This is a genomic window from Carnobacterium sp. FSL W8-0810, assembly GCF_038007125.1.
GTDB classification, from domain to species: Bacteria; Bacillota; Bacilli; order Lactobacillales; family Carnobacteriaceae; genus Carnobacterium_B; species Carnobacterium_B inhibens.
Map to the genome: position 1 here is coordinate 2,319,391 of NZ_JBBOWO010000001.1, position 19,809 is coordinate 2,339,199.

Annotated in this window: 15 protein-coding genes and 1 other annotated feature; all 15 genes read right to left on the reverse strand. The window is 34.2% G+C overall.

The genetic code is table 11. The annotated features are described in order from the left end of the window. Positions 1-22 precede the first annotated feature (22 nt). Positions 23-1,108 carry a M42 family metallopeptidase gene (locus NST49_RS11215; RefSeq protein ID WP_034538498.1) on the reverse strand — a complete coding sequence of 362 codons (1,086 nt, stop codon included), beginning with the start codon at positions 1,106-1,108 and terminating at the stop codon, positions 23-25. A 188-nt stretch (positions 1,109-1,296) separates the two neighbouring features. Continuing rightward, positions 1,297-2,952, reverse strand: coding sequence for a peptide ABC transporter substrate-binding protein (locus tag NST49_RS11220; protein ID WP_251166168.1), 1,656 nt, complete (start codon positions 2,950-2,952; stop codon positions 1,297-1,299). Positions 2,953-3,136: 184 nt separating this feature from the next. Beyond that, complete coding sequence (locus tag NST49_RS11225) at positions 3,137-4,819, reverse strand: peptide ABC transporter substrate-binding protein (protein ID WP_023177299.1); 1,683 nt, start codon at positions 4,817-4,819, stop codon at positions 3,137-3,139. 300 nt (positions 4,820-5,119) lie between these two features. Next, the gene (gene rplT, locus NST49_RS11230; protein WP_034538496.1) at positions 5,120-5,482 is read right to left on the reverse strand and encodes a 50S ribosomal protein L20; all 363 of its coding nucleotides are present in this window, start codon (positions 5,480-5,482) and stop codon (positions 5,120-5,122) included. Positions 5,483-5,584: 102 nt separating this feature from the next. Beyond that, positions 5,585-5,782: a 50S ribosomal protein L35 gene (gene rpmI, locus NST49_RS11235; RefSeq protein WP_023177295.1), complete on the reverse strand. Its 198-nt coding sequence runs from the start codon at positions 5,780-5,782 to the stop codon at positions 5,585-5,587. A gap of 25 nt (positions 5,783-5,807) precedes the next feature. Beyond that, complete coding sequence (gene infC, locus NST49_RS11240) at positions 5,808-6,329, reverse strand: translation initiation factor IF-3 (protein ID WP_023177293.1); 522 nt, start codon at positions 6,327-6,329, stop codon at positions 5,808-5,810. A gap of 28 nt (positions 6,330-6,357) precedes the next feature. Continuing rightward, positions 6,358-6,500, reverse strand: a sequence feature (ribosomal protein L20 leader region). A 45-nt stretch (positions 6,501-6,545) separates the two neighbouring features. Then, entirely contained in the window at positions 6,546-8,483 is a 1,938-nt protein-coding gene (gene thrS / locus NST49_RS11245; RefSeq protein ID WP_251166169.1) for a threonine--tRNA ligase, read from the reverse strand. Between the two features lie 387 nt (positions 8,484-8,870). Next, the gene (gene dnaI, locus NST49_RS11250; protein ID WP_301425804.1) at positions 8,871-9,800 is read right to left on the reverse strand and encodes a primosomal protein DnaI; all 930 of its coding nucleotides are present in this window, start codon (positions 9,798-9,800) and stop codon (positions 8,871-8,873) included. Between the two features lie 2 nt (positions 9,801-9,802). Next, the gene (locus tag NST49_RS11255) at positions 9,803-11,251 is read right to left on the reverse strand and encodes a replication initiation and membrane attachment family protein (protein WP_341048629.1); all 1,449 of its coding nucleotides are present in this window, start codon (positions 11,249-11,251) and stop codon (positions 9,803-9,805) included. 24 nt (positions 11,252-11,275) lie between these two features. Continuing rightward, on the reverse strand, positions 11,276-11,743 hold the full coding sequence (nrdR, locus tag NST49_RS11260) for a transcriptional regulator NrdR (protein WP_023177286.1): 468 nt from the start codon (positions 11,741-11,743) through the stop codon (positions 11,276-11,278). Between the two features lie 162 nt (positions 11,744-11,905). Beyond that, on the reverse strand, positions 11,906-12,517 hold the full coding sequence (gene coaE / locus NST49_RS11265; protein WP_341048630.1) for a dephospho-CoA kinase: 612 nt from the start codon (positions 12,515-12,517) through the stop codon (positions 11,906-11,908). Between the two features lie 16 nt (positions 12,518-12,533). Further along, positions 12,534-13,373: a DNA-formamidopyrimidine glycosylase gene (gene mutM, locus NST49_RS11270; RefSeq protein WP_023177282.1), complete on the reverse strand. Its 840-nt coding sequence runs from the start codon at positions 13,371-13,373 to the stop codon at positions 12,534-12,536. 67 nt (positions 13,374-13,440) lie between these two features. Further along, positions 13,441-16,101 (reverse strand): DNA polymerase I, encoded by a 2,661-nt coding sequence (polA, locus tag NST49_RS11275; RefSeq protein WP_341048633.1) that lies wholly within the window; start codon positions 16,099-16,101, stop codon positions 13,441-13,443. 328 nt (positions 16,102-16,429) lie between these two features. Next, positions 16,430-17,758, reverse strand: a complete 1,329-nt coding sequence (murC, locus tag NST49_RS11280) for a UDP-N-acetylmuramate--L-alanine ligase (RefSeq protein ID WP_023177279.1) — start codon at positions 17,756-17,758, stop codon at positions 16,430-16,432. A gap of 417 nt (positions 17,759-18,175) precedes the next feature. Then, positions 18,176-19,809, reverse strand: a 1,634-nt coding sequence (locus tag NST49_RS11285) for a DNA translocase FtsK (protein WP_341048634.1), incomplete at its 5' end; no start/stop codon positions are given.

Sequence of the window (19,809 nt, forward strand, 5' to 3'; positions counted from 1 at the left end):
CTCTTTATTACTTCTTTAATTCTTAATTATTGTATTTGATTTTTTCAACTGTAGTACTGTCTAATCGTTTAACAACTTCAGTAACTAATTTCACAGTATTTAAATAATCATCTTCATGAATTATAGATGTATGTGAATGCAAGTAACGTGTGGCTACAGTAATAGCTAAAGCTGGAATACCATTCTTACTTACATGTTGACTTCCAGCATCCGTACCACCACCTGCTATGACAGTATATTGAAATGGAATATTTAATTCTTCAGCAACATTAATGACAAAATCACGTAATCCCTTATGTGCTACCATAGAAGCATCAAAAATAATGATTTGAGGACCTTTTCCTAATTTAGAGTCCGCTTCTTTTTCAGTCATGCCCGGAGTGTCTCCTGCTGTACCAGTATCAAGTGCAAATGCAATATCTGGATCAACTAAATGAGTGGCTGTTTTTGCGCCTCGCAATCCAACTTCTTCTTGTACATTTCCGACTGCAAAAGCTTTGTTTGGATGGCCTTCAGCCTTTAAGTTTTCCAGTACCTTTAAAGTAACAGCAGTTCCAATACGGTTATCCCAAGCTTTAGCTAAAATGAATTTTGATCCATTTAAACGTCTGAATTCTGTATAAGGTGTTACCATATCACCTGGTTTAACTCCCCATTCTGCTGCTTCTTCTTTTGAAGAGGCTCCGATATCAATAAACATTTCTTGAACGTCATAGGCTTTATTTCTTACTTCTGCCGTTAAAACATGTGGTGGTTTACATCCAATAACCCCGTGGATAACTTTATTTTTTGCTGTCGTAATTTCAACTTGTTGAGCCAACATGACTTGTGCCCACCAGCCGCCAATTGTTTGGAACTTAAGAAACCCTTCATCAGTGATTTTAGTTACCATAAATCCTACTTCATCTAAGTGTCCAGCAAATAACACTTTAGGGCCCGTTTTATCGCCTACACTTTTAGCGATTACACTACCTAACCCATCATAACTAATAGAATCAGCATTGCTTTTAGCATATTTCACAAAAACATCTGTTACTTGACCTTCATTTCCTGCAATCCCTTTTGCATCGGTCAATTCCTTTAACATCTGTAACTCTTTTTCTTCCATTATATATACCTCCATTTAATTTATTCATTTTATTATACCACTGTTTTTTTCAAAAAAAAGTTTTCTTCATATACCGTTTTGAGAATTAAGTATTCTTCTAGTAATATATAAATAAAAGAGGGATGAAACTGTGACAAGTATGTCTCAGCTCCATCCCTCTTTTTGGAATACTAAATTTTAAACATAAATTATTTTGTTGTAGAAGTCCATTTAAGCGACCATTCTGCTCCAACTAAATAAGTTGTAAAATCTTGTACATAATCCTTTTCTAAAACTGCGTAAGCTCTTTGATAGATTGGTGCAATACCAGCATCATCCATTAATACTTTTTCTGCGTCAAGCATATCTTGCCAGCGTGATTCTAAATCCGTTACATTCGTTTGAGCACTTTCAATTAGTTCATCGTAATCAGCATTGTTGTATCCAGATTTATTGTTCCCATTTTCTGATTGGAATAACTCTAAGAAATTAATCGGATCAGCATAGTCTGCTCCCCATAATGCCAATTGGATATCATAATCTTGATTGCTATTAGCATCTAGACGTACTTTGAAAGGTACATTTCTCAATGTAATTTCTAAACCAGGCAAGTTCTGTGTTAATTGCCCTTGTAAAAATTCGATTGATTTTTTAGCATTTTCAGTATCGTCACTTAAAATTTCTAATGTTAAAGAATCTACTCCCAATTCTTGTAATCCTTTTTCAAAATATTCTTGAGCTTGTACTTTATCAAAACTTAGTAAGTCTCCGTTTTGTTCACGGTAATCTTCACCTGTCGATGGATCAACAGCTAAAGATTCTGGAACAAGTCCGTTTGCTGGGATAGAACCATTTTGAAGAATAGTATCTACATAAGCTTGTTTGTCAAAAGCCATTGCAATTGCTTTACGAATATTTTCATTAGCTAAAGCAGTTTGTTCTCCAGCACGTTCTTGGTTAAATTTAAGGTATGCTACAGTAGATGTTGGTTGAGTTTTTAAGTCAGGATTACCTTGTTGTGTTTGAACGTACTCACCAGATAATATCATACGATCGATTGAACCGGTATCGTATAAATTTAAAGCAGTTGACGTTTCTTTAATAACATCGATGTTAACTGCATCTAATTCGACAGTTTCTGCATCCCAGTAATCTTCATTTTTGTTCATTACCCAGCTTAAGCCAGTTCCATCCCATTCATCTAGTACAAACGGTCCGTTGTAAAGAACATGATCACTGTCTGAAGCATAAGCTTCTCCTTGTTCTGTCACATAAGCTTCATTTTGTGGGAAGAACATTGACAATGTTGTCAAACTTTCAAAATAAGGAACAGCTTTTTCTAATTGAATTTCTAATGTTTTATCATCCACAGCTGTTATTCCTAATTCAGATGGTTCCATTTCACCTTGTAAAACAGCAGTTGCGTTTAATACTACTCCATCAATCATATAAGAGTACTCTGCAGCCGTTTCAGGTGTTGTTAAGCGTCTCCATGCAAAAACAAAATCATTAGCTGTTACAGGGTCTCCATTTGACCATGTAGCATCTTCTCTGATTTTAAATGTATAAGTCAATCCATCTTCGCTGACTTCCGGTTCTTCTGCTGCCATTCCGAGTACAAGTTCACCATCTGGTCCTTGACGGTATAACCCTTCATTAACATTATTCATAACATTGAAACTAACAGCATCAGTTGCTAATACTGAATCCATTGTTGGTAGTTCAGCTGACTCAATTAAATTTAATACTTGTTCTCCGTTGCCAGTTGTAGTTGCAGACTCTTCTTTGTCTCCACCGCAAGCTGCTAGTAAGCTAACAGAAGCAAGCGACAACCCCATTAACTGAAGATATTTTTTCTTTTCCACTTAATTTCCTCCTAATGAATCATAATAAAATTTCATTATAAAATATTCATAACTTCTTCATTTTATCATCATTTAAAAGAGAGAGAAACGAGTATCTGACTACTCTCATTGGAATATTATGCTTTTCACATAATAAACACAAAAAAGAGCAGATAAAGTATCTGCTCTTTTTTGTTTATAAAAATTATTCTTTTCCTTCAATTGAAGCCCATTTATATGAGTATTCTGCACCTGTTAAGTGAGATGTGTAATCTTTAAGGTAATCTTTTTCTAGAACAGAATATGCACGTTGATAGATTGGTGCAATCCCACCTGTTTCCATCAAGATTTTTTCAGCTTCTAACATATCTTCCCAACGACCTTCTAAATCAGTTACATTCGTTTGAGCACTTTCAACTAATGCATCGTAATCAGCATTAGAGTAGCTAGATTTATTATTTCCATTTTCTGAATGGAATAATTCTAGGAAGTTAATTGGGTCTCCATAGTCAGCTCCCCAACCAGCCATTTCAATATCATAATCTTGTTTTGTATCAGCATCTAAACGAACTTTAAATGGTACATTTCTTAGACTGATTTCTAATCCAGGAAGATTACTTGTTAATTGTGCTTGCATAAATTCTAAAGATTTTTTAGCATTTTCAGTATCGTCACCTAAAATTTCTAAATTAATAGAATCCACACCTAATTCTTCTAACCCTTTTTTGAAATATTCTTGGGCTTGTTCAACATCAAAAGTTAATAGATCACCGCTTTGTTCACGGAAATCTTCTCCTGAAGCTGGATCAGAAGCTAATTCAGCTGGAACTAAGCCGTTAGCTGGAATAGAACCATTTTGAAGAACTGTATCTGCAAAGGCCTGTTTGTCAAATGACATTGCAATTGCTTTACGAATATTTTCATTAGCTAAAGGCGTTTCTTCTCCATTACGTTCTTGATTAAATTTAAAGTAAAAGACAGATGAAGTTGGTTGAGTTTTCAATTCAGGATCGCCTTGTTTTGTTTGAACATACTCACCTGATAACGTAATACGGTCAACTGCTCCTGTATCATATAAGTTGATTGCGGTAGAAGTTTCTTTAACTACGTCAACATTAATTGTATCTAACACTACAGTGTCTTTATCCCAGTAATCTTCATTTTTATTCAATACCCAGCTTAAGCCAGTTCCATCCCATTCGTCTAAGACAAAAGGACCATTATAAAGTACAGTATCACTATTTGTTGCATACTTATCGCCTTGTTCTGTTACAAATGCTTCATTTTGTGGTAAAAACATAGGAAGTGTTAATAAATCTTTGAAATAAGGAACAGCTTTCTCTAATTGTACCTCTAATGTTTTATCATCAACAGCTGTAGCGCCTAATTCTGACGGTTCCATTTCTCCAGTTAAAATTGCAGAAGCATTTTTAACGACTCCATCAATCATATATGAGTACTCAGCAGCTGTTTCAGGAGTTGCTAAACGAGCCCAAGCATAAATAAAATCGTCTGCTGTAACAGGGTCACCATTGGACCAAACAGCATCTTCTCTAATTTTAAACGTGTATGTCAAGCCGTCTTCACTAACTTCAGGTTCTTCTGCAGCCATAGCTAATTCTAATTCATTATCTGGATTCTGACGATACAATCCTTCATTTACATTGTTTAAAACAGTACCACTTACTACATCTGTTGATTTTGCAGAATCCATGTTTGGCAATTCAGCACTTTCAATAATATTAAGTACTTGTTCTTCTGAAGAAGAACCAGCAGTTGAACTTTCAGTACTTGCTGTGTCTCCATCGCTACCGCCACCACAAGCTGCTAAAACTAGTGCTGATGTAGCTGTTAAACCTAATAAGCTAACTAATTTATTTCTATTCATTTTATTTCCCCCTATTTCTTTCTTCTAATATTCATTAACTAAGTATTAGTTTACTCAAATTATATTATCATCTTATTATCACAATTTCAATACAAATTATTAAAATAATGTAATAAAAGAATTTTTTTATCATCTTAAACTCATATAAATAACAAATCAATCTCCTGTTTCCCCTAGAACAGTATCAATTTAAACAAATCATTTCGTTTATGGCAAAATTATGACAAATGTATTAAATTGAGCAAAAAAAGCTCATCCACTGTGAAAGTGAATGAGCTTTTTATATTAATATTTAATTTATTATTTGTTGTTGATTGCAGTTTTAGCTTGTTCAGCTAACGCTGTGAATGCAGGAGCATCTGTAACAGCAATATCAGCCAACATTTTACGGTTAACTTCAATTCCAGCTAATTTAAGACCATGCATTAAAGTGCTGTAGCTCATGTTGTTCAAACGAGCAGCTGCATTAATACGAGCGATCCATAATTTACGGAAATCACGTTTCTTTTGACGACGGTCTCTGTAAGCATAAGTATAAGATTTCATTACTTGTTGCTTAGCTGTTTTGAATAAAATATGTTTAGAACCGTAGTATCCTTTTGATAATTTTAATATTTTTTTACGACGTTTACGAGTAACCGTTCCACCTTTTACACGTGGCATATTAATTTCCTCCTCTAAGATGTTCTCTATACAAGAAAACTCTTTTGACTAATTTGAATGATGTTCATTTTGAAATGAACTAACGATGCTAAAAGTAACTGATTACCATTTAGCTAATTGTTGACGGATACGTTTCATATCGCCTGATGATACCATTGCTGATTTACGTAATTTACGTTTTTGTTTTTGTGATTTGTTTGCAAACATATGGCTTGTTTTAGAATGGTGACGTTTTAATCCGCCGTTACCTGTTCTTTTGAACCGTTTTGCTGAACCACGGTGTGTTTTTTGTTTTGGCATTTGTTATTTCCTCCTCAAAATACTCTTACTTTTCATTCTTTGGTGCTAAAATTAAGAACATGCTTCGACCATCCATTTTTGCAGCTGATTCGATACTAGCTATGTCAGCTGTTTCTTTTGCTAAACGATCTAACACTTCTTTACCAATACCTTTATGAGTAATGGCACGACCTTTAAATCGGATTGAAGCCTTAACTTTATCTCCTTTTTCAAGGAACTTACGTGCATTACGTAATTTAGTATTGAAATCATTCAAATCAATAGTAGGACTTAATCTTACTTCTTTGACGTTGATGACTTTTTGATTTTTACGGGCTTCGCGTTCTTTTTTCTGTTGCTCAAAGCGGAATTTCCCGTGGTCCATAATACGTGCTACAGGCGGTTTTGCTTTTGGAGCTACTAGTACTAAGTCTAAGTTTGCTTCTTCTGCAAGTTTTAACGCTTCACTTTTTGTAATTACACCAAGTTGTTCGCTGTTACTACCAATAACGCGTAATTCACGTGCACGAATGCCGTCATTTACCATCATATCTTTTGCTATGGTCATACACCTCCATTAGATTTGAGAGAAAGAACAGCAGAAAAATAGACGAGTTCATTATGAACCCGCCTATAAATAATTTCTAACTCACACCGAATGCAAGTTATCATCGTTTATATCTAGCCCAGAGACACTTTCGTCAACTTAGGCGAGAAGCGGGTGCTTCTGCTTGATTTTCTCAACTCATTAATCATACACTACTGAACAGGATCTGTCAATAAATTATTTGCTGAAATTTTTAATTTCTGATGAAACTTTTTCTAAATAATCAGTTAATCCAATTGTTTCAGTCGCTTTTTCGCCATATTTACGTACCGCAACCGTGTTATCTTGTACTTCACTGTCTCCAACTACTAATTGATACGGTATTTTTTGTGTTTGAGAAGCGCGTATTTTATAACCCATTTTTTCGTTGCGTTCATCAACTTCTACACGCATACCAATACTTTCCATTTGTTTTTTAATTTCATAGGCATAATCTGTATGCATATCTAAATTAACTGGAATAATAGTAGCTTGAACTGGCGCTAACCAAGTAGGAAATGCACCTTTGTATTCTTCAATCAAGTAGGCTACAAAACGTTCCATTGTAGAAACAATACCACGATGTATAACAACCGGACGGTGGTTATTTTCACCATCTTCTCCTACATAAGTCAAATCAAAACGTTCTGGAAGTAAAAAGTCTAATTGAATTGTTGAAAGAGTTTCTTCAATACCAATAGCTGTTTTTACTAACACATCTAGTTTAGGACCGTAAAAAGCTGCTTCTCCTTCTGCTTCAAAGTATTCTAATTCCATGTCATCCATAGCTGCTTTAAGCATTGTTTGAGCTTTTTCCCACATATCATCATCATCAAAATATTTTTCTGTATTATTAGGATCGCGATAACTTAACCGGAAACGATAATCAGTAATATTAAAGTCGCCATATACAGCTAACATTAATTCCAATGTACGTTTAAATTCTTCTTCAATTTGATCTGGCCGTACGAATGTATGTCCATCATTTAAAGTCATTTCACGCACACGTTGCAATCCTGATAATGCCCCACTCTTTTCGTAGCGATGCATTTGTCCTAGTTCAGCAATCCGAATTGGCAATTCACGGTAACTATGCACATCATTTTTGTAGACCATCATATGATGCGGGCAGTTCATTGGACGCAAAACAAGCATTTCTCCATCTCCCATATCCATAGGAGGGAACATATCTTCATGATAGTGATCCCAATGACCGGATGTTTTATATAAGTTTACATCAGCCATAATGGGTGTATAGACATGTTGGTAACCTAAACTGATTTCACGGTCAACGATGTAACGTTCAATTGTACGACGGATTGTAGCGCCTTTTGGCAACCAGAAAGGCAATCCAGATCCAACTTCAGGAGAGATCATGAATAAGTCTAATTCTTTTCCTAATTTACGATGATCACGTAATTTAGCTTCTTCACGCATTTTTATAAACTCTTTTAGATCTTTTTTATCAAAAAAGGCTGTCCCGTAGATACGTTGCATCATTTTATTATCTGAATTCCCTCTCCAATAAGCACCAGCAAGAGATAGCAGTTTAAATACTTGGATACGTCCAGTTGAAGGAACATGGACACCACGACATAAATCCACAAAGTCACCTTGGTCATATACCGTGATCTTTTCTGATTCTGGAAGATCTGTAATCAATTCTACTTTGTAAGGATCATCTTTGAAGATATCTAACGCTTCTTCACGAGTAACTTCTTTGCGAACAATGGGGTTATTTTCTTTTACAATCGCCATCATTTCAGCTTCGATTTTAGGAATATCTTCATCTGTTATTGGTGCTTCAGAATCTGTATCATAGTAAAATCCAGTTGAAATAGCAGGGCCCACTCCAAATTTTATATCTGGGTATAAACGGCGTAAAGCATTAGCCATTAAGTGAGCAGTTGAATGACGCAAGATTTGCAAAGCATCTTCATGATCAGGTGTGATGATTTCAATCTCACCATCTACTTCAATTGGGCGTACTAGATCCACTAATTCTCCGTTAATTTTACCGGCTAACGCTTTTTTAGCTAAACCTTTGCTGATACTTTCAGCAATATCCTTTGTAGAAGACCCAATTGGAAAAGATTTTATTGCTCCATCTGGAAAAGTAATATTAATTTCTGACATAGTCTATTCCTCCATATTCTAATTTTTAAAATACCATCTTTGTTCAGCTAGAAAATAAAAAAAGTCCCTTCTATAGTATATTAAATACCATAAAAGGGACGTTCATTACGTGGTTCCACCCAGATTCAGAATTTAGCAAATACACTAAATCCACTCTAAGCTGTTAACGCTAGCTAAACGACCAACTGCTAATTCGACAAACGGTTCACAGTGGCACTCGAAAGGGGTCAAAACAAGAACGAAATTAGAAAACTTTCAGCAGATGTTTTCTTCTCTAAAAAAATCGCAACCAAGTTTTGGTGTCTTTCTCAATGATTTATCTTATATCTATTATTAAAGCACTTTTTGTTCATGATTTCAAGGAGAGTAGCCATATTTTTTATTTTATTAGTGAGTGTGACGTCGATTCGTTCCAGTCATCTTAACTTCTTTTGCTAAATAACGAACTCTTTCCATGATTCTTTTCGCTTTTAGCGGCTCATCTTCGCCTCTTTGTGTGACTCTTAAATGTTCTTCTTCAAGCTGTTTCATATCGAAGTTGGAAGAGAAAAAAGTAGGCAGCTGTTCTTGCATGCGATATTGTAAAATAACGCCTAATACATCATCGCGTATCCAACTCGACATAGAATCCGCACCAATATCATCTAACATTAATATAGGTGCTTTCTTGATAAACTCTAGTTTTTCACCTGTATTGTTCTTACCAATAGATTGTTTCATTTCAACTGCAAATGATGGAAAATGCATTAAAGTAGAAGGGAACCCATTTTTAGCCAATTCATGTGCTAGCGCTCCTAACAAATAAGTTTTACCTACACCAAATGATCCCTGTAAATATAAGCCTTTATGAAATTCTTTGGGCTTAGTTAAATAAGCATCAATAAAATCATAGACCTCTGAAATAGCATATCGGCGTTCATCTGTTAAATCAAAATCTGCTAATTTAGCATTTCGTACATCTTTAGGCATATCCATTGAATAAATCCGATTTTTGATTTCTAATTCTTTTTGTTTAGCGATCAATTCAGCCGAAGGTACATAGGTCACGTCAATGTAATGATAATTTAAAACTAATTTAGGATGGTAACCAGGAGCCATCATACCTTCTTTTAATTGAAATTTCTTTTTTTCTTGTACATATTCATATAATTTAGCATAACTTTTAACAATGGCTTCATCATCCAAATTTTGACGATTGTCTGCAATAAATTGCGTCACATCGGGATCATCTAAAACTTCTTGAATGAGTTCTTCATATTTATCCGTTAAATTTCGATCTTTGATCATTCGCGTCAAGCTTTCACCAATATCCTCCATTATTATTCACCTTCTTTGCCAAAATTTTGAATTCTTTTCAACCGTTCCATAAACGCTTGTTTCTCTTCTTCACTCATCGGTTTTTCTTCCATTTGGTTATTTTCTGCTTTGGCCCAATCTGGAAGAGTTTCTTTTCTTATCGTGGTTTGATTATTGTAATTACCTTTACTTCTGTTTTGTGTGTAGGTCTTGTTACGATTTTCTTGTTGTTGTTTTTTTTCAGCATTTTCTAAATACATTTTTTTAACCTTTTGAATCGCTTCTTCAGGTGCTACTACCTTTTCTTGCGCCCAGTCATTGGCGATTTTATAAGCTAATTTTTGGTCAAGCGTTGGGTTATTTTTCACAACTAAAACATAATGAATCAAAATATTGATCACCGCTGTTGGTAAATTAGCTTTCTTCACGATTTCTTCTAAAGTCCATTCTTCAGGTTTTGTTACAAAACCGCCTTTTTGTTCTTTAATAGAATTCATAAAATCATAAGGGCTTATTTGCTCACTTACTTCGATGACCGCAATATCTTCTTTAGTTAATCCCTTTTTCATAAGATCATTTTCACGCGTTTTTTGCTGATTTACATCGATCTGGATATCTTTTTCCACCACGTCTTTTAAAGAAATATTTTGTTGGTTTTTATTATGATAATCATCATATACTAATTTCTTTAATTTTTTTTCATCAATGGTTCCAGTTTCAATATCTGATGCATTAAGAATAAATTGTTGCATCGTTAATTCGTCTAAACCATATAACGTGTGCAATACAAGAATCGTTTCCTCTATTTCTTTTGTAATGGAAGAACGATTGATGTATTGCTGATTTAAACCTGAATAAAAAAATTTCAAATCAAACGTTTTCGGATCAACTTTCGGATTAGAATTGGCTGTTTTCCCAATATATGAAACAGGCTCTTTTAAAAGTTCCTTTTCTCTTTTTAGTAATTCAGCGTCAAACTGAAACACGTCTAAAAATGACTTAGTGATTTCTTGAAATTTCTGTTTGTCTATCTTTTCTACAATGAATCGTTTTCTCAAATTTTTAAATTTTCGTTCACCAACTCTTTCTAATAACAATAAACTTAATAAATCATCTTTGAAAAATACCTCACTAGTTTGAGGAGCTTGCAATTCATAGATCGTTAATTTAGTCGTATCTGTTTGGACATAGGTTTTAAGGAGACCTATCGCTTCTAACTTGATCCTAGCTTGATAGAGTTCAGGGATACCGATATTTAACACTGTCAGCAATTCCGAATGCAGAATTCCTTCACTCCAATATTTTTCTTCTTCTATTTCAGTCCATAATGTCATATAAAGGCTATATGCAGCAGTGCCAATCAAAGGTTGATACAAAAAAGTGAGAATTTTTTGATCAATATCCGATAGTAACGCATTTTGTTTTACTAAAAACCCATCTTTAGGACTTAAGTTTTTCCATGGATATCCCAAAACGATTCACACCTTTCTGTCTCACTAATTTTTTTCAGCTTTTTTTCTTTCAAATTCTTGAAGTTCTTTAAGAAAGACACTCATATCTTTAAATTGACGATAGACACTAGCAAAGCGGATATACGCTATTTCATCTACATCAGCTAATTTTTCCATAATGTATTCTCCAATAATAGCAGAAGAAACTTCATTTTCGCCTAACCCTCTGATTTGATTTTCTACTTCATCCACTATTTTTTCAACTTGTTCCATTGCTACAGGTCGTTTTTCACAAGAACGAATCAACCCTCTTAAAATTTTTTCACGATTAAATTCTTCTCTGGTTCCATTTTTTTTGATCACTAAAAGAGGTGTTTTTTCAACCCGTTCAAATGTAGTAAATCGAAAACTACAGGCTTCACATTCTCTTCTTCTACGAATGGCACGTCCATCATCTGCTGGACGACTATCGACAACTTTAGAACCATTATTTTGACAGCGTGGACATTGCATTATTATCATTCCTATCTTAAGTGCGTCTTATCTCTGCACTAGTTTTGTACACAGTTATTTACACTATTATACCATACAACAATCACAGATAAAACCGGTTAAAATCGGTAAAAAGAGCAAAGAATAAAGCACTGATGCTTTATTCTTTGCTCTTTTCAATTTTTATTTTATGCATGAATTGGGTTTTATTTTTTCAATCCACTTTAAAACTTGTTTTTTTGTATGTTCAACTGTCCCATTATTATCAATTATAATATCTCCCAGAGTTATTTTTTCTGAAATAGACAACTGAGCAGCAATTTTTTGCAATGCTTCATTTCTTTTTATTCCATCTCTTTTCATTAAACGGTCTATTTGAGTCTCCGGTGTTGTAGCTACTACCATGATTTGATCAACATCATCTTTATATCCAGTTTCAAAAAGCAGAGGAATATCTAATACAATAACAACAGGATGCTGTTTTAAGTAATCATCTTTCTTAGTCATAATCCATTGCCGTATGTGTTGAGATAACATTTCGTTTAACTGCTCTCTCTCTTTTTCATCATTAAATACGATTTTTCCCAGTTCAGAACGATTTAAAGTACCATCAGGTAGAATAATTTTATCACCAAAATAGGCTTTTAATTTATTTAACCCTTCTGTGCCAGGTTCTACTACTTCTCTAGCACCAATATCTGCATCTACAACAGGGTAACCCTGTTCCTTAAACAATTTACTAACAGTTGACTTGCCAGTAGCAATACTGCCAGTTAGCCCTAAAATTACAGTCATATTATCCCCTCTTTATTTAGTAATCACTGTCTAATTGCTGGCAATTAGGACAAAAATGAGTTCCTCGTTGAGCTACTTTTATTTTTTCTATAGGCGTTCCACATCGAATACACGGACTTCCTTTTTTACCATAAACCGCTAATTTCACTTGAAATGTCCCAGCATCTCCAAGTGCATTTTTATAAGTGCGAATCGTCGTTCCACCAGCTTTTACAGCATCCCCTAAGACTTTGATAATGGATTCATGCAACCTTGAAACTTCATTTTTACTTAAGCTATTTGCAGCTCTCATCGGATGGATCTTAGCTACAAATAAAGCTTCATCTACATAAATATTTCCTAATCCAGCTACAATTGTTTGATCCAATAACAGAGGCTTAATAGACCGTTTTTTAGTTTGTAGTGTAGTATAAAATGTCTTTCCATCAAAAGCTTCTTTAGTCGGTTCAGGACCAAGTAGCCTTATACCTGTCGTACTAAACTCTTTTCCTAAAGGAACAAGTGTCATCCGACCAAATTTCCGTACATCCAGATAACGTAAATCTCTTCCGTCTGTTAAATGAAAAACGATATGTGTATGTTTTTTTAAAGGTGCTGTTGAATTTTCTACCTCATACTTACCTTCCATACGCAAATGAGAAACCAAAGCCCAATGTTCAAAACGGAAAATAATGTATTTTCCTCGTCTATCAAACTCTATGATCGTTTCTCCAACTAAAAGCTGTTTAAATTCTTCGCTATCGATAGATCCAGCAACGATACGGTCCCAATAAACATCTACTGATTGAATCGTTGCGCCTAATACAAGTTGTTCTAAACCTTTTCTAACCGTTTCAACTTCTGGTAATTCAGGCAAATTTTTACTTCCTTTCTATCTAAAAAATGTTTCTGCTATAACTGAACATAGCAGAAACATTTCCTTCTTATTTCGCTTCGTACCAGCTTTTCCCGCTGTTGCTGTCTACTTTTAAAGGAACAGATAATTCTACTGCACCTTCCATAACTTGAATCACTAGTGCTTCAAGTTGTTCAAGTTCTTCTTCAGGCGCTTCAAAAATCAGTTCATCATGAACCTGTAATAGCATAGTTGCTTTCATATTTGATTCTTTTAATTTTTTATCCATTTTAATCATAGCAATTTTGATGATATCTGCTGCACTACCTTGGATTGGTGTATTGATAGCCGTTCTTTCAGCAAATGACCGTAAATTAAAGTTTCTAGAATTGATTTCTGGCAAATAACGGCGACGTTGGAAAAGTGTTTCGACAAAACCTTTATCTTTTGCTTCTCTCACAATATCTTCCATATACGTTTTAACGCCTGGATATTTATCAAAATACGTATCGATAAATTTTTGTGCTTCTTTTCGGCTAATTCCTAAATTTTGTGATAATCCATAGTCACTTATACCATAGACAATTCCAAAATTAACGGCTTTAGCTCTGCGACGCATCTCTGAAGAAACTTCTTCGGGAGAAGTGATTCCAAATACTCGCATGGCAGTACTTGAATGAATGTCTTGTCCCTCAATAAAAGCTTCTTTTAACAAAGGATCATTTGATACATGTCCCAACACACGCAATTCAATTTGTGAGTAATCGGATGCGAATATCTTCCATCCTTCATGACTAGGAACAAAAGCTTGCCTAATTTTTCTACCTTCTTCTAATCGAATCGGAATATTTTGCAAGTTTGGTTCCACAGAACTTAAACGACCCGTTTGAGCGATTGTTTGCATATAACGTGTATGGATTTTCCCCGTGTTTTTATCAATCACTTTCAATAAACCTTCTATATAAGTGGATTGGATTTTCGCTATTTGTCGGTAATCTAAAATATGTTCTACGATCGGAGCTTGTTCTCTCATTTGCTCTAAAACATCAACCGCCGTTGAATAACCTGTTTTTGTTTTTTTTATGACAGGATAACCCATCTTCTCAAATAAGATTACACCTAATTGTTTTGGCGAATTTAAATTAAATTCTTCTCCAGCCAATTCGTATACACGCTGCTCGATATCCTTTAACCGAACGGCAAATTCTTCTTTCATTTCCATTAACCTTTTGTCATTCACTTTTACCCCAGTAAGTTCCATCTCAGCCAATACGATGGATAAAGGCAATTCCATTTCATTGAATAACTCAGTCTGCTCATTTTTTTCCAAATTGTCATTTAATTGTTTGCTTAAAATACGTATAGCTTTTACTTTTCTTGCAACATGATCATATGTCACTGTTTTATCTTCTGGAATGCCAATTTTAGCGCCTTTTCCGTAGACACTTTCATCAGAAGAAACCTCATAATAGTCATGTTCTGTGGCAACTTCAGATAAGTCTTTGCTGTTGTCTTTTGTATTCAACAAATAAGAAGCTAACAAGATATCAAAATTGATTGAATTCATCTCAACTTGTTGTCTCTTCAAGGCGACATAAGTTCTTTTAGCATCAAATACCTGTTTCTTAGCATCCAATTTCTTTGCCCATTTTTTAAACTCTTCTGATGCAAAAACTACTTCAGGTTCTGAAATATAAATTTGTTCATCATTGCCCCAGCCTATACAAAAAATTGGCGAAATGTGGTAATTATCACCTATTAATTCTACATAAAGAGCCATATCATCGCTAAACATGCTCTCTGTAATTTCTGTAACTACTTTATAGGAGATCTCTTCTTTTTGATTGTTTTGTTCAGCATCATATTCAGTAGTATCCAACTTGCTCAAATGAGAATTAAAATCCATTTCTTTATAGAAAGCAATTAATTTTTCCATATCAGGTCCAGAAAAAGCTAAATCATCAATACCAACTTTTATTGGAGAATCAGTATTGATCGTTGCTAACTTTTTGCTTAAAAATGCCGTCTCTTTTTCATTGATAAGATTCTCTTTCATCTTACTTTTCTTTAATGCATCAATATTTTCATAAATTCCTTCAACAGAACCGTATTCTTTTAGCAATTTAAGAGCTGTTTTTTCACCAATCTTTGTTACACCAGGTATATTGTCAGAAGCATCTCCTGCTAACCCCTTCATATCAATGATTTGCAACGGGCTGATACCCATCTCCTCTTGAATCGATTCAGTTGTATATTCTTTTAATTCACTGACACCTTTTACTGTAATATCTACTCGCACATTTTCTTTTGCTAGTTGTGTTAGATCTCGATCTCCAGAAATAACGACTACATCGTACTCTGCCGGATCAACTTGTGTTGCCAGAGTTCCAATAATATCATCTGCTTCAAAATTTTCTAATTCGTAATGTTTAATTCCGAATCCTTCTAATAAATCTCTTAAGTAAGGCATTTGTTCGGAAAATTCACCTGGCGTCTTAGATCGACCAGCTTTGTAATCATCAAAAAAGGCATGACGAAATGTCGTGTTTCCTGCATCAAAAGCCACTAATGCATGAGTCGGTTTTTCTTTAGTTAATACACTATCAATCATATTATGGAATCCATACAATGCATTAGTGTGTAAACCATTTTTATTTTTCATTCTTTCTAATTGAGAATGTAATGCAAAAAAAGCTCTATACGCCACACTATTTCCATCAATCAATACTAATTTATTCTTATTACTCATATTAAAGCTCCTTTTAGTTTCTGCTTTTTAATTATCTTATTTTATGAATCATTTTAATCAAACTTGTCATTATTATTCTAACAAAAAAATTGGTAGATAGCGAACTTGCTTATTATTCTGATAAAATTCTATTCGTTGTTTAAAAGATTAAAATGAAACCTAAATGGACTATTCCTCTTTTAGTTTTTGACGTCATCTTTTTAGCGTCTTTTATACTCAGTTTAATTTTAAGAACAGAAGATAAAAACTATGTTACATCTAAAATCGATACCTACTGTATAATGATGTAAAAAAGGTCTGAGACGATTTTTGTCTCAGACCTTTTTTACTATTTTGTTAATGACGAATGACTTAGTAATGTCTCGTATGCTAATTCAAATTTTTGAACATCACCTGCGCCCATAAAAATAGCAACAGCATCATGATGGCTCAATAATGGCGACATATTTTCTTCACTCAATATAGTCGCTCCATTATCAATTTTATTGACTAAATCTTGTATCGTTATATCTCCTTGATCTTCACGTACTGATCCAAAGATATCACACAAATAAATAGAGTCAGCTAAATTCAACGATTCTGCAAAATCACTTAATAATGCTACTGTTCTAGTGAATGTGTGAGGTTGGAAAATAGCAATAATTTCTTTATCAGGATATTTTTGACGTGCTGCATCAATTGTCGCACGGATTTCAGACGGGTGGTGTGCATAGTCATCGATGATGACCATATCTAACATTTGTTTTTCACTAAATCTACGTTTGACACCTTTAAACGTTTTTAAGTTCTCCATTACACCCTCTTTATCAATACTTTCATATTGACAAATTGCGATTACGCTAAGTGCATTTAATATATTGTGTTTACCGAATGTTGGAATTTCAAAATGACCATAAAATTCGTCTCTTACATATACATCAAAACTAGAACCTGTTGTTGATCGGGTCATATTTTTAGCTTGGAAGTCATTGTGATCTCCAAATCCATAATATAAAACAGGAACATTCGCTTGAAGTTTTTGTAACTGCTCATCATCTCCACAAGCTACAATAGCTTTTTTCACTTGATTAGCCATTGATTGGAAAGCATCAAATACGTCATTGATACTGCTGTAATAATCAGGATGGTCAAAATCAATATTTGTCATAATAGCATAATCTGGACTATAGGCTAAAAAGTGACGACGGTATTCACATGCTTCCAAAATAAAGAATTCTGCATCAGGGACTCCATGGCCAGTGCCATCTCCAATTAAGTAACTTGTCTCTTTAAGTGAACTTAAAACATGCGCCAATAATCCTGTAGTACTTGTTTTCCCATGCGAACCTGTCACGGCTACACTGGTAAATTGTCCAAGAAATTGTCCAAGAAAATCATGGTAGCGAATAACCGTCAGGCCTAATTCATTTGCTGCAACAATTTCTTCATGAGTATCTGGAAAAGCATTTCCAGCAATAATAGTTAAACCTTGGTGAATGTTCTCTTTACTAAAGTTTAAGATAGGAATTTTAGCTTCTTCAATATTTTTTTGGGTAAAGAAATATTTTTCTATATCAGAGCCTTGAACTTTAAATCCTTTATCGTTCAAAATCAATGCTAGAGCGCTCATGCCTGAGCCTTTAATACCAACGAAATGATAAATTGTTTCTTTATTCATTACTTTATTTCCTCCATATTCATACTTACGCTTTTTTTATAGTAGTATTTGAAAGTGATTATTTTTAGTGTGTCTTGTACCAATCTAAATATTTATAGTTAAATAAACAAAACGATACAATAAAATAAGCCATCATCATTTTTTCACCATTAGATGAGATGATTCGCTTATTACTTGTTGGAAAAGACAAATTTACAACGAATTTAGTATACCATGAATTAATTTAATAGCCCACTTAAAATGTTCATTTTCCTCTCACTCTTGGCAGAATAAACAATTGACAACGAATTCAATTAAACAATTGACATAGATTTTTAATAGTATCTTTTGAATATGAACTAAATACAAGTGTATTTTAAATAAAAATCAAAAAACCAAGAGAATAAACGAAGCTTCTCTTAGTTTTTGTTTAGCAATTTATAAAAATTTTTCTTCGTAGTCAGCTTTTGTTAAAAATACTTCTCGTGGTTTTGATCCTTTGTGACCAGATATAAAATTTTCATTTTCTAGCGATTCAATTAGATTGGCTGCTCGATTAAATCCAATTTTAAATTTTCGTTGGAGAGCAGATGCTGACACCTGTCCTTCTGAAACAATGAAAGGAAGGACATCTTCAAATAATTCATCTTTTCCCTCGACCGATTCTAATTTCAACATCAGTGATTCTGGTTCAAATAGATAATTTGCAGATCGTTGGTCTTTCACATGTTTAACAATACACTCTATTTCTTTTTCAACATACGTTCCTTGCACACGAATTGGGCGTCCTGATCCATTTTCTTGGAACAACATATCTCCTCTTCCAAGTAGTTTTTCAGCTCCACCTGTGTCTAAGATCGTACGTGAATCAACTTGACTCGATACCATAAAGGCTACTCTAGTCGGAATATTATTTTTTATAGTTCCTGTAATAACATCCACACTTGGACGTTGTGTAGCAACAATTAAATGAATTCCTGCTGCTCTAGCTTTTTGAGTAATTCTAGCAATTGAATCTTGTACATCGTTGCTAGCCACCATCATCAAATCAGCCAACTCATCAATGACAATGACAATATAAGGCATCTTCAACCCAAAATCTTCATGTTCTTCAGCTTTTTCATTAAATCGTTGGATATTACGGACACCTGCTGCAGCTAATTTTTGATAGCGTTCTTCCATTTCGTTTACTGCCCATTTTAAAGCTTCACTAGCTGCTTTAGGTTCAGAAATGACTGGTGAAAGAAGATGAGGAATTTCATTATAAGGAGCTAACTCAACTGCTTTTGGATCAATTAAAAGTAATTTCACTTCACTTGGTGTAGCTTTATACAGCAAACTCACTAAAAGTGAATTGATGAAAACACTTTTACCTGAACCTGTTGCTCCAGCAATCAATCCATGTGGCATCTTATCAATAGTAGAAACAACAGCTTCACCTGCTATATTGACTCCAATGGCTACCGTTAAAGGAGAAGTACTTTCTTTAAACTCTACACTTTCCATAACTTCTGAGAGCATGACCGGTCTTGATTTTTTATTAGGGATTTCAATTCCAACTGAACTTTTCCCTGGAATCGGTGCTTCAATACGAATATCCTTTGCAGCTAATGATAGTTTTAAATCATCGGACAGATTGGTTATCTTGTTAACTTTTACTCCACGACCTAATTGAAGTTCAAATTGAGTAACTGCTGGCCCAATTGTCCAACCTATTACTTGAGCATGGATATTAAATGCATCTAGAGTTTCATTTAATATTTCGGCTTGTTCTAGCACCCAGTCATCAATTGCATTCGGTTCGAGCATTACAGGCCGAAGTAAAAGATCTTGTGATGGAAACATATAATTTTCATCATATATTTCGTCAATTTCTTCGATTGAACTATCTATTTCAAAACCAATTTCTGTCGCATCTTTTACTTCTGTAATGGTTTCTACTTCTTTTTGGACTCTACTTTCTAACTCAGGGGTAGAAAATCTTTCTTCAGCTATATTAACAATACTTTGGCTATTATTTTCCAAACTACTGTCATTAATTGGTGTTTCTGGTGTTTCTGGTGTTTCTGGTG

Coding starts and splice junctions, on each gene's coding strand:
- NST49_RS11215 (WP_034538498.1), bottom strand. CDS start 1,108: ATGGAAGAAAAAGAGTTACAGATGTTAAAGGAATTGACCGATGCAAAA.
- NST49_RS11225 (WP_023177299.1), bottom strand. CDS start 4,819: ATGAATAGAAATAAATTAGTTAGCTTATTAGGTTTAACAGCTACATCA.
- rplT (WP_034538496.1), bottom strand. CDS start 5,482: ATGCCACGTGTAAAAGGTGGAACGGTTACTCGTAAACGTCGTAAAAAA.
- rpmI (WP_023177295.1), bottom strand. CDS start 5,782: ATGCCAAAACAAAAAACACACCGTGGTTCAGCAAAACGGTTCAAAAGA.
- infC (WP_023177293.1), bottom strand. CDS start 6,329: ATGACCATAGCAAAAGATATGATGGTAAATGACGGCATTCGTGCACGT.
- thrS (WP_251166169.1), bottom strand. CDS start 8,483: ATGTCAGAAATTAATATTACTTTTCCAGATGGAGCAATAAAATCTTTT.
- dnaI (WP_301425804.1), bottom strand. CDS start 9,800: ATGGAGGATATTGGTGAAAGCTTGACGCGAATGATCAAAGATCGAAAT.
- nrdR (WP_023177286.1), bottom strand. CDS start 11,743: ATGCAATGTCCACGCTGTCAAAATAATGGTTCTAAAGTTGTCGATAGT.
- coaE (WP_341048630.1), bottom strand. CDS start 12,517: ATGACTGTAATTTTAGGGCTAACTGGCAGTATTGCTACTGGCAAGTCA.
- polA (WP_341048633.1), bottom strand. CDS start 16,101: ATGAGTAATAAGAATAAATTAGTATTGATTGATGGAAATAGTGTGGCG.
- murC (WP_023177279.1), bottom strand. CDS start 17,758: ATGAATAAAGAAACAATTTATCATTTCGTTGGTATTAAAGGCTCAGGC.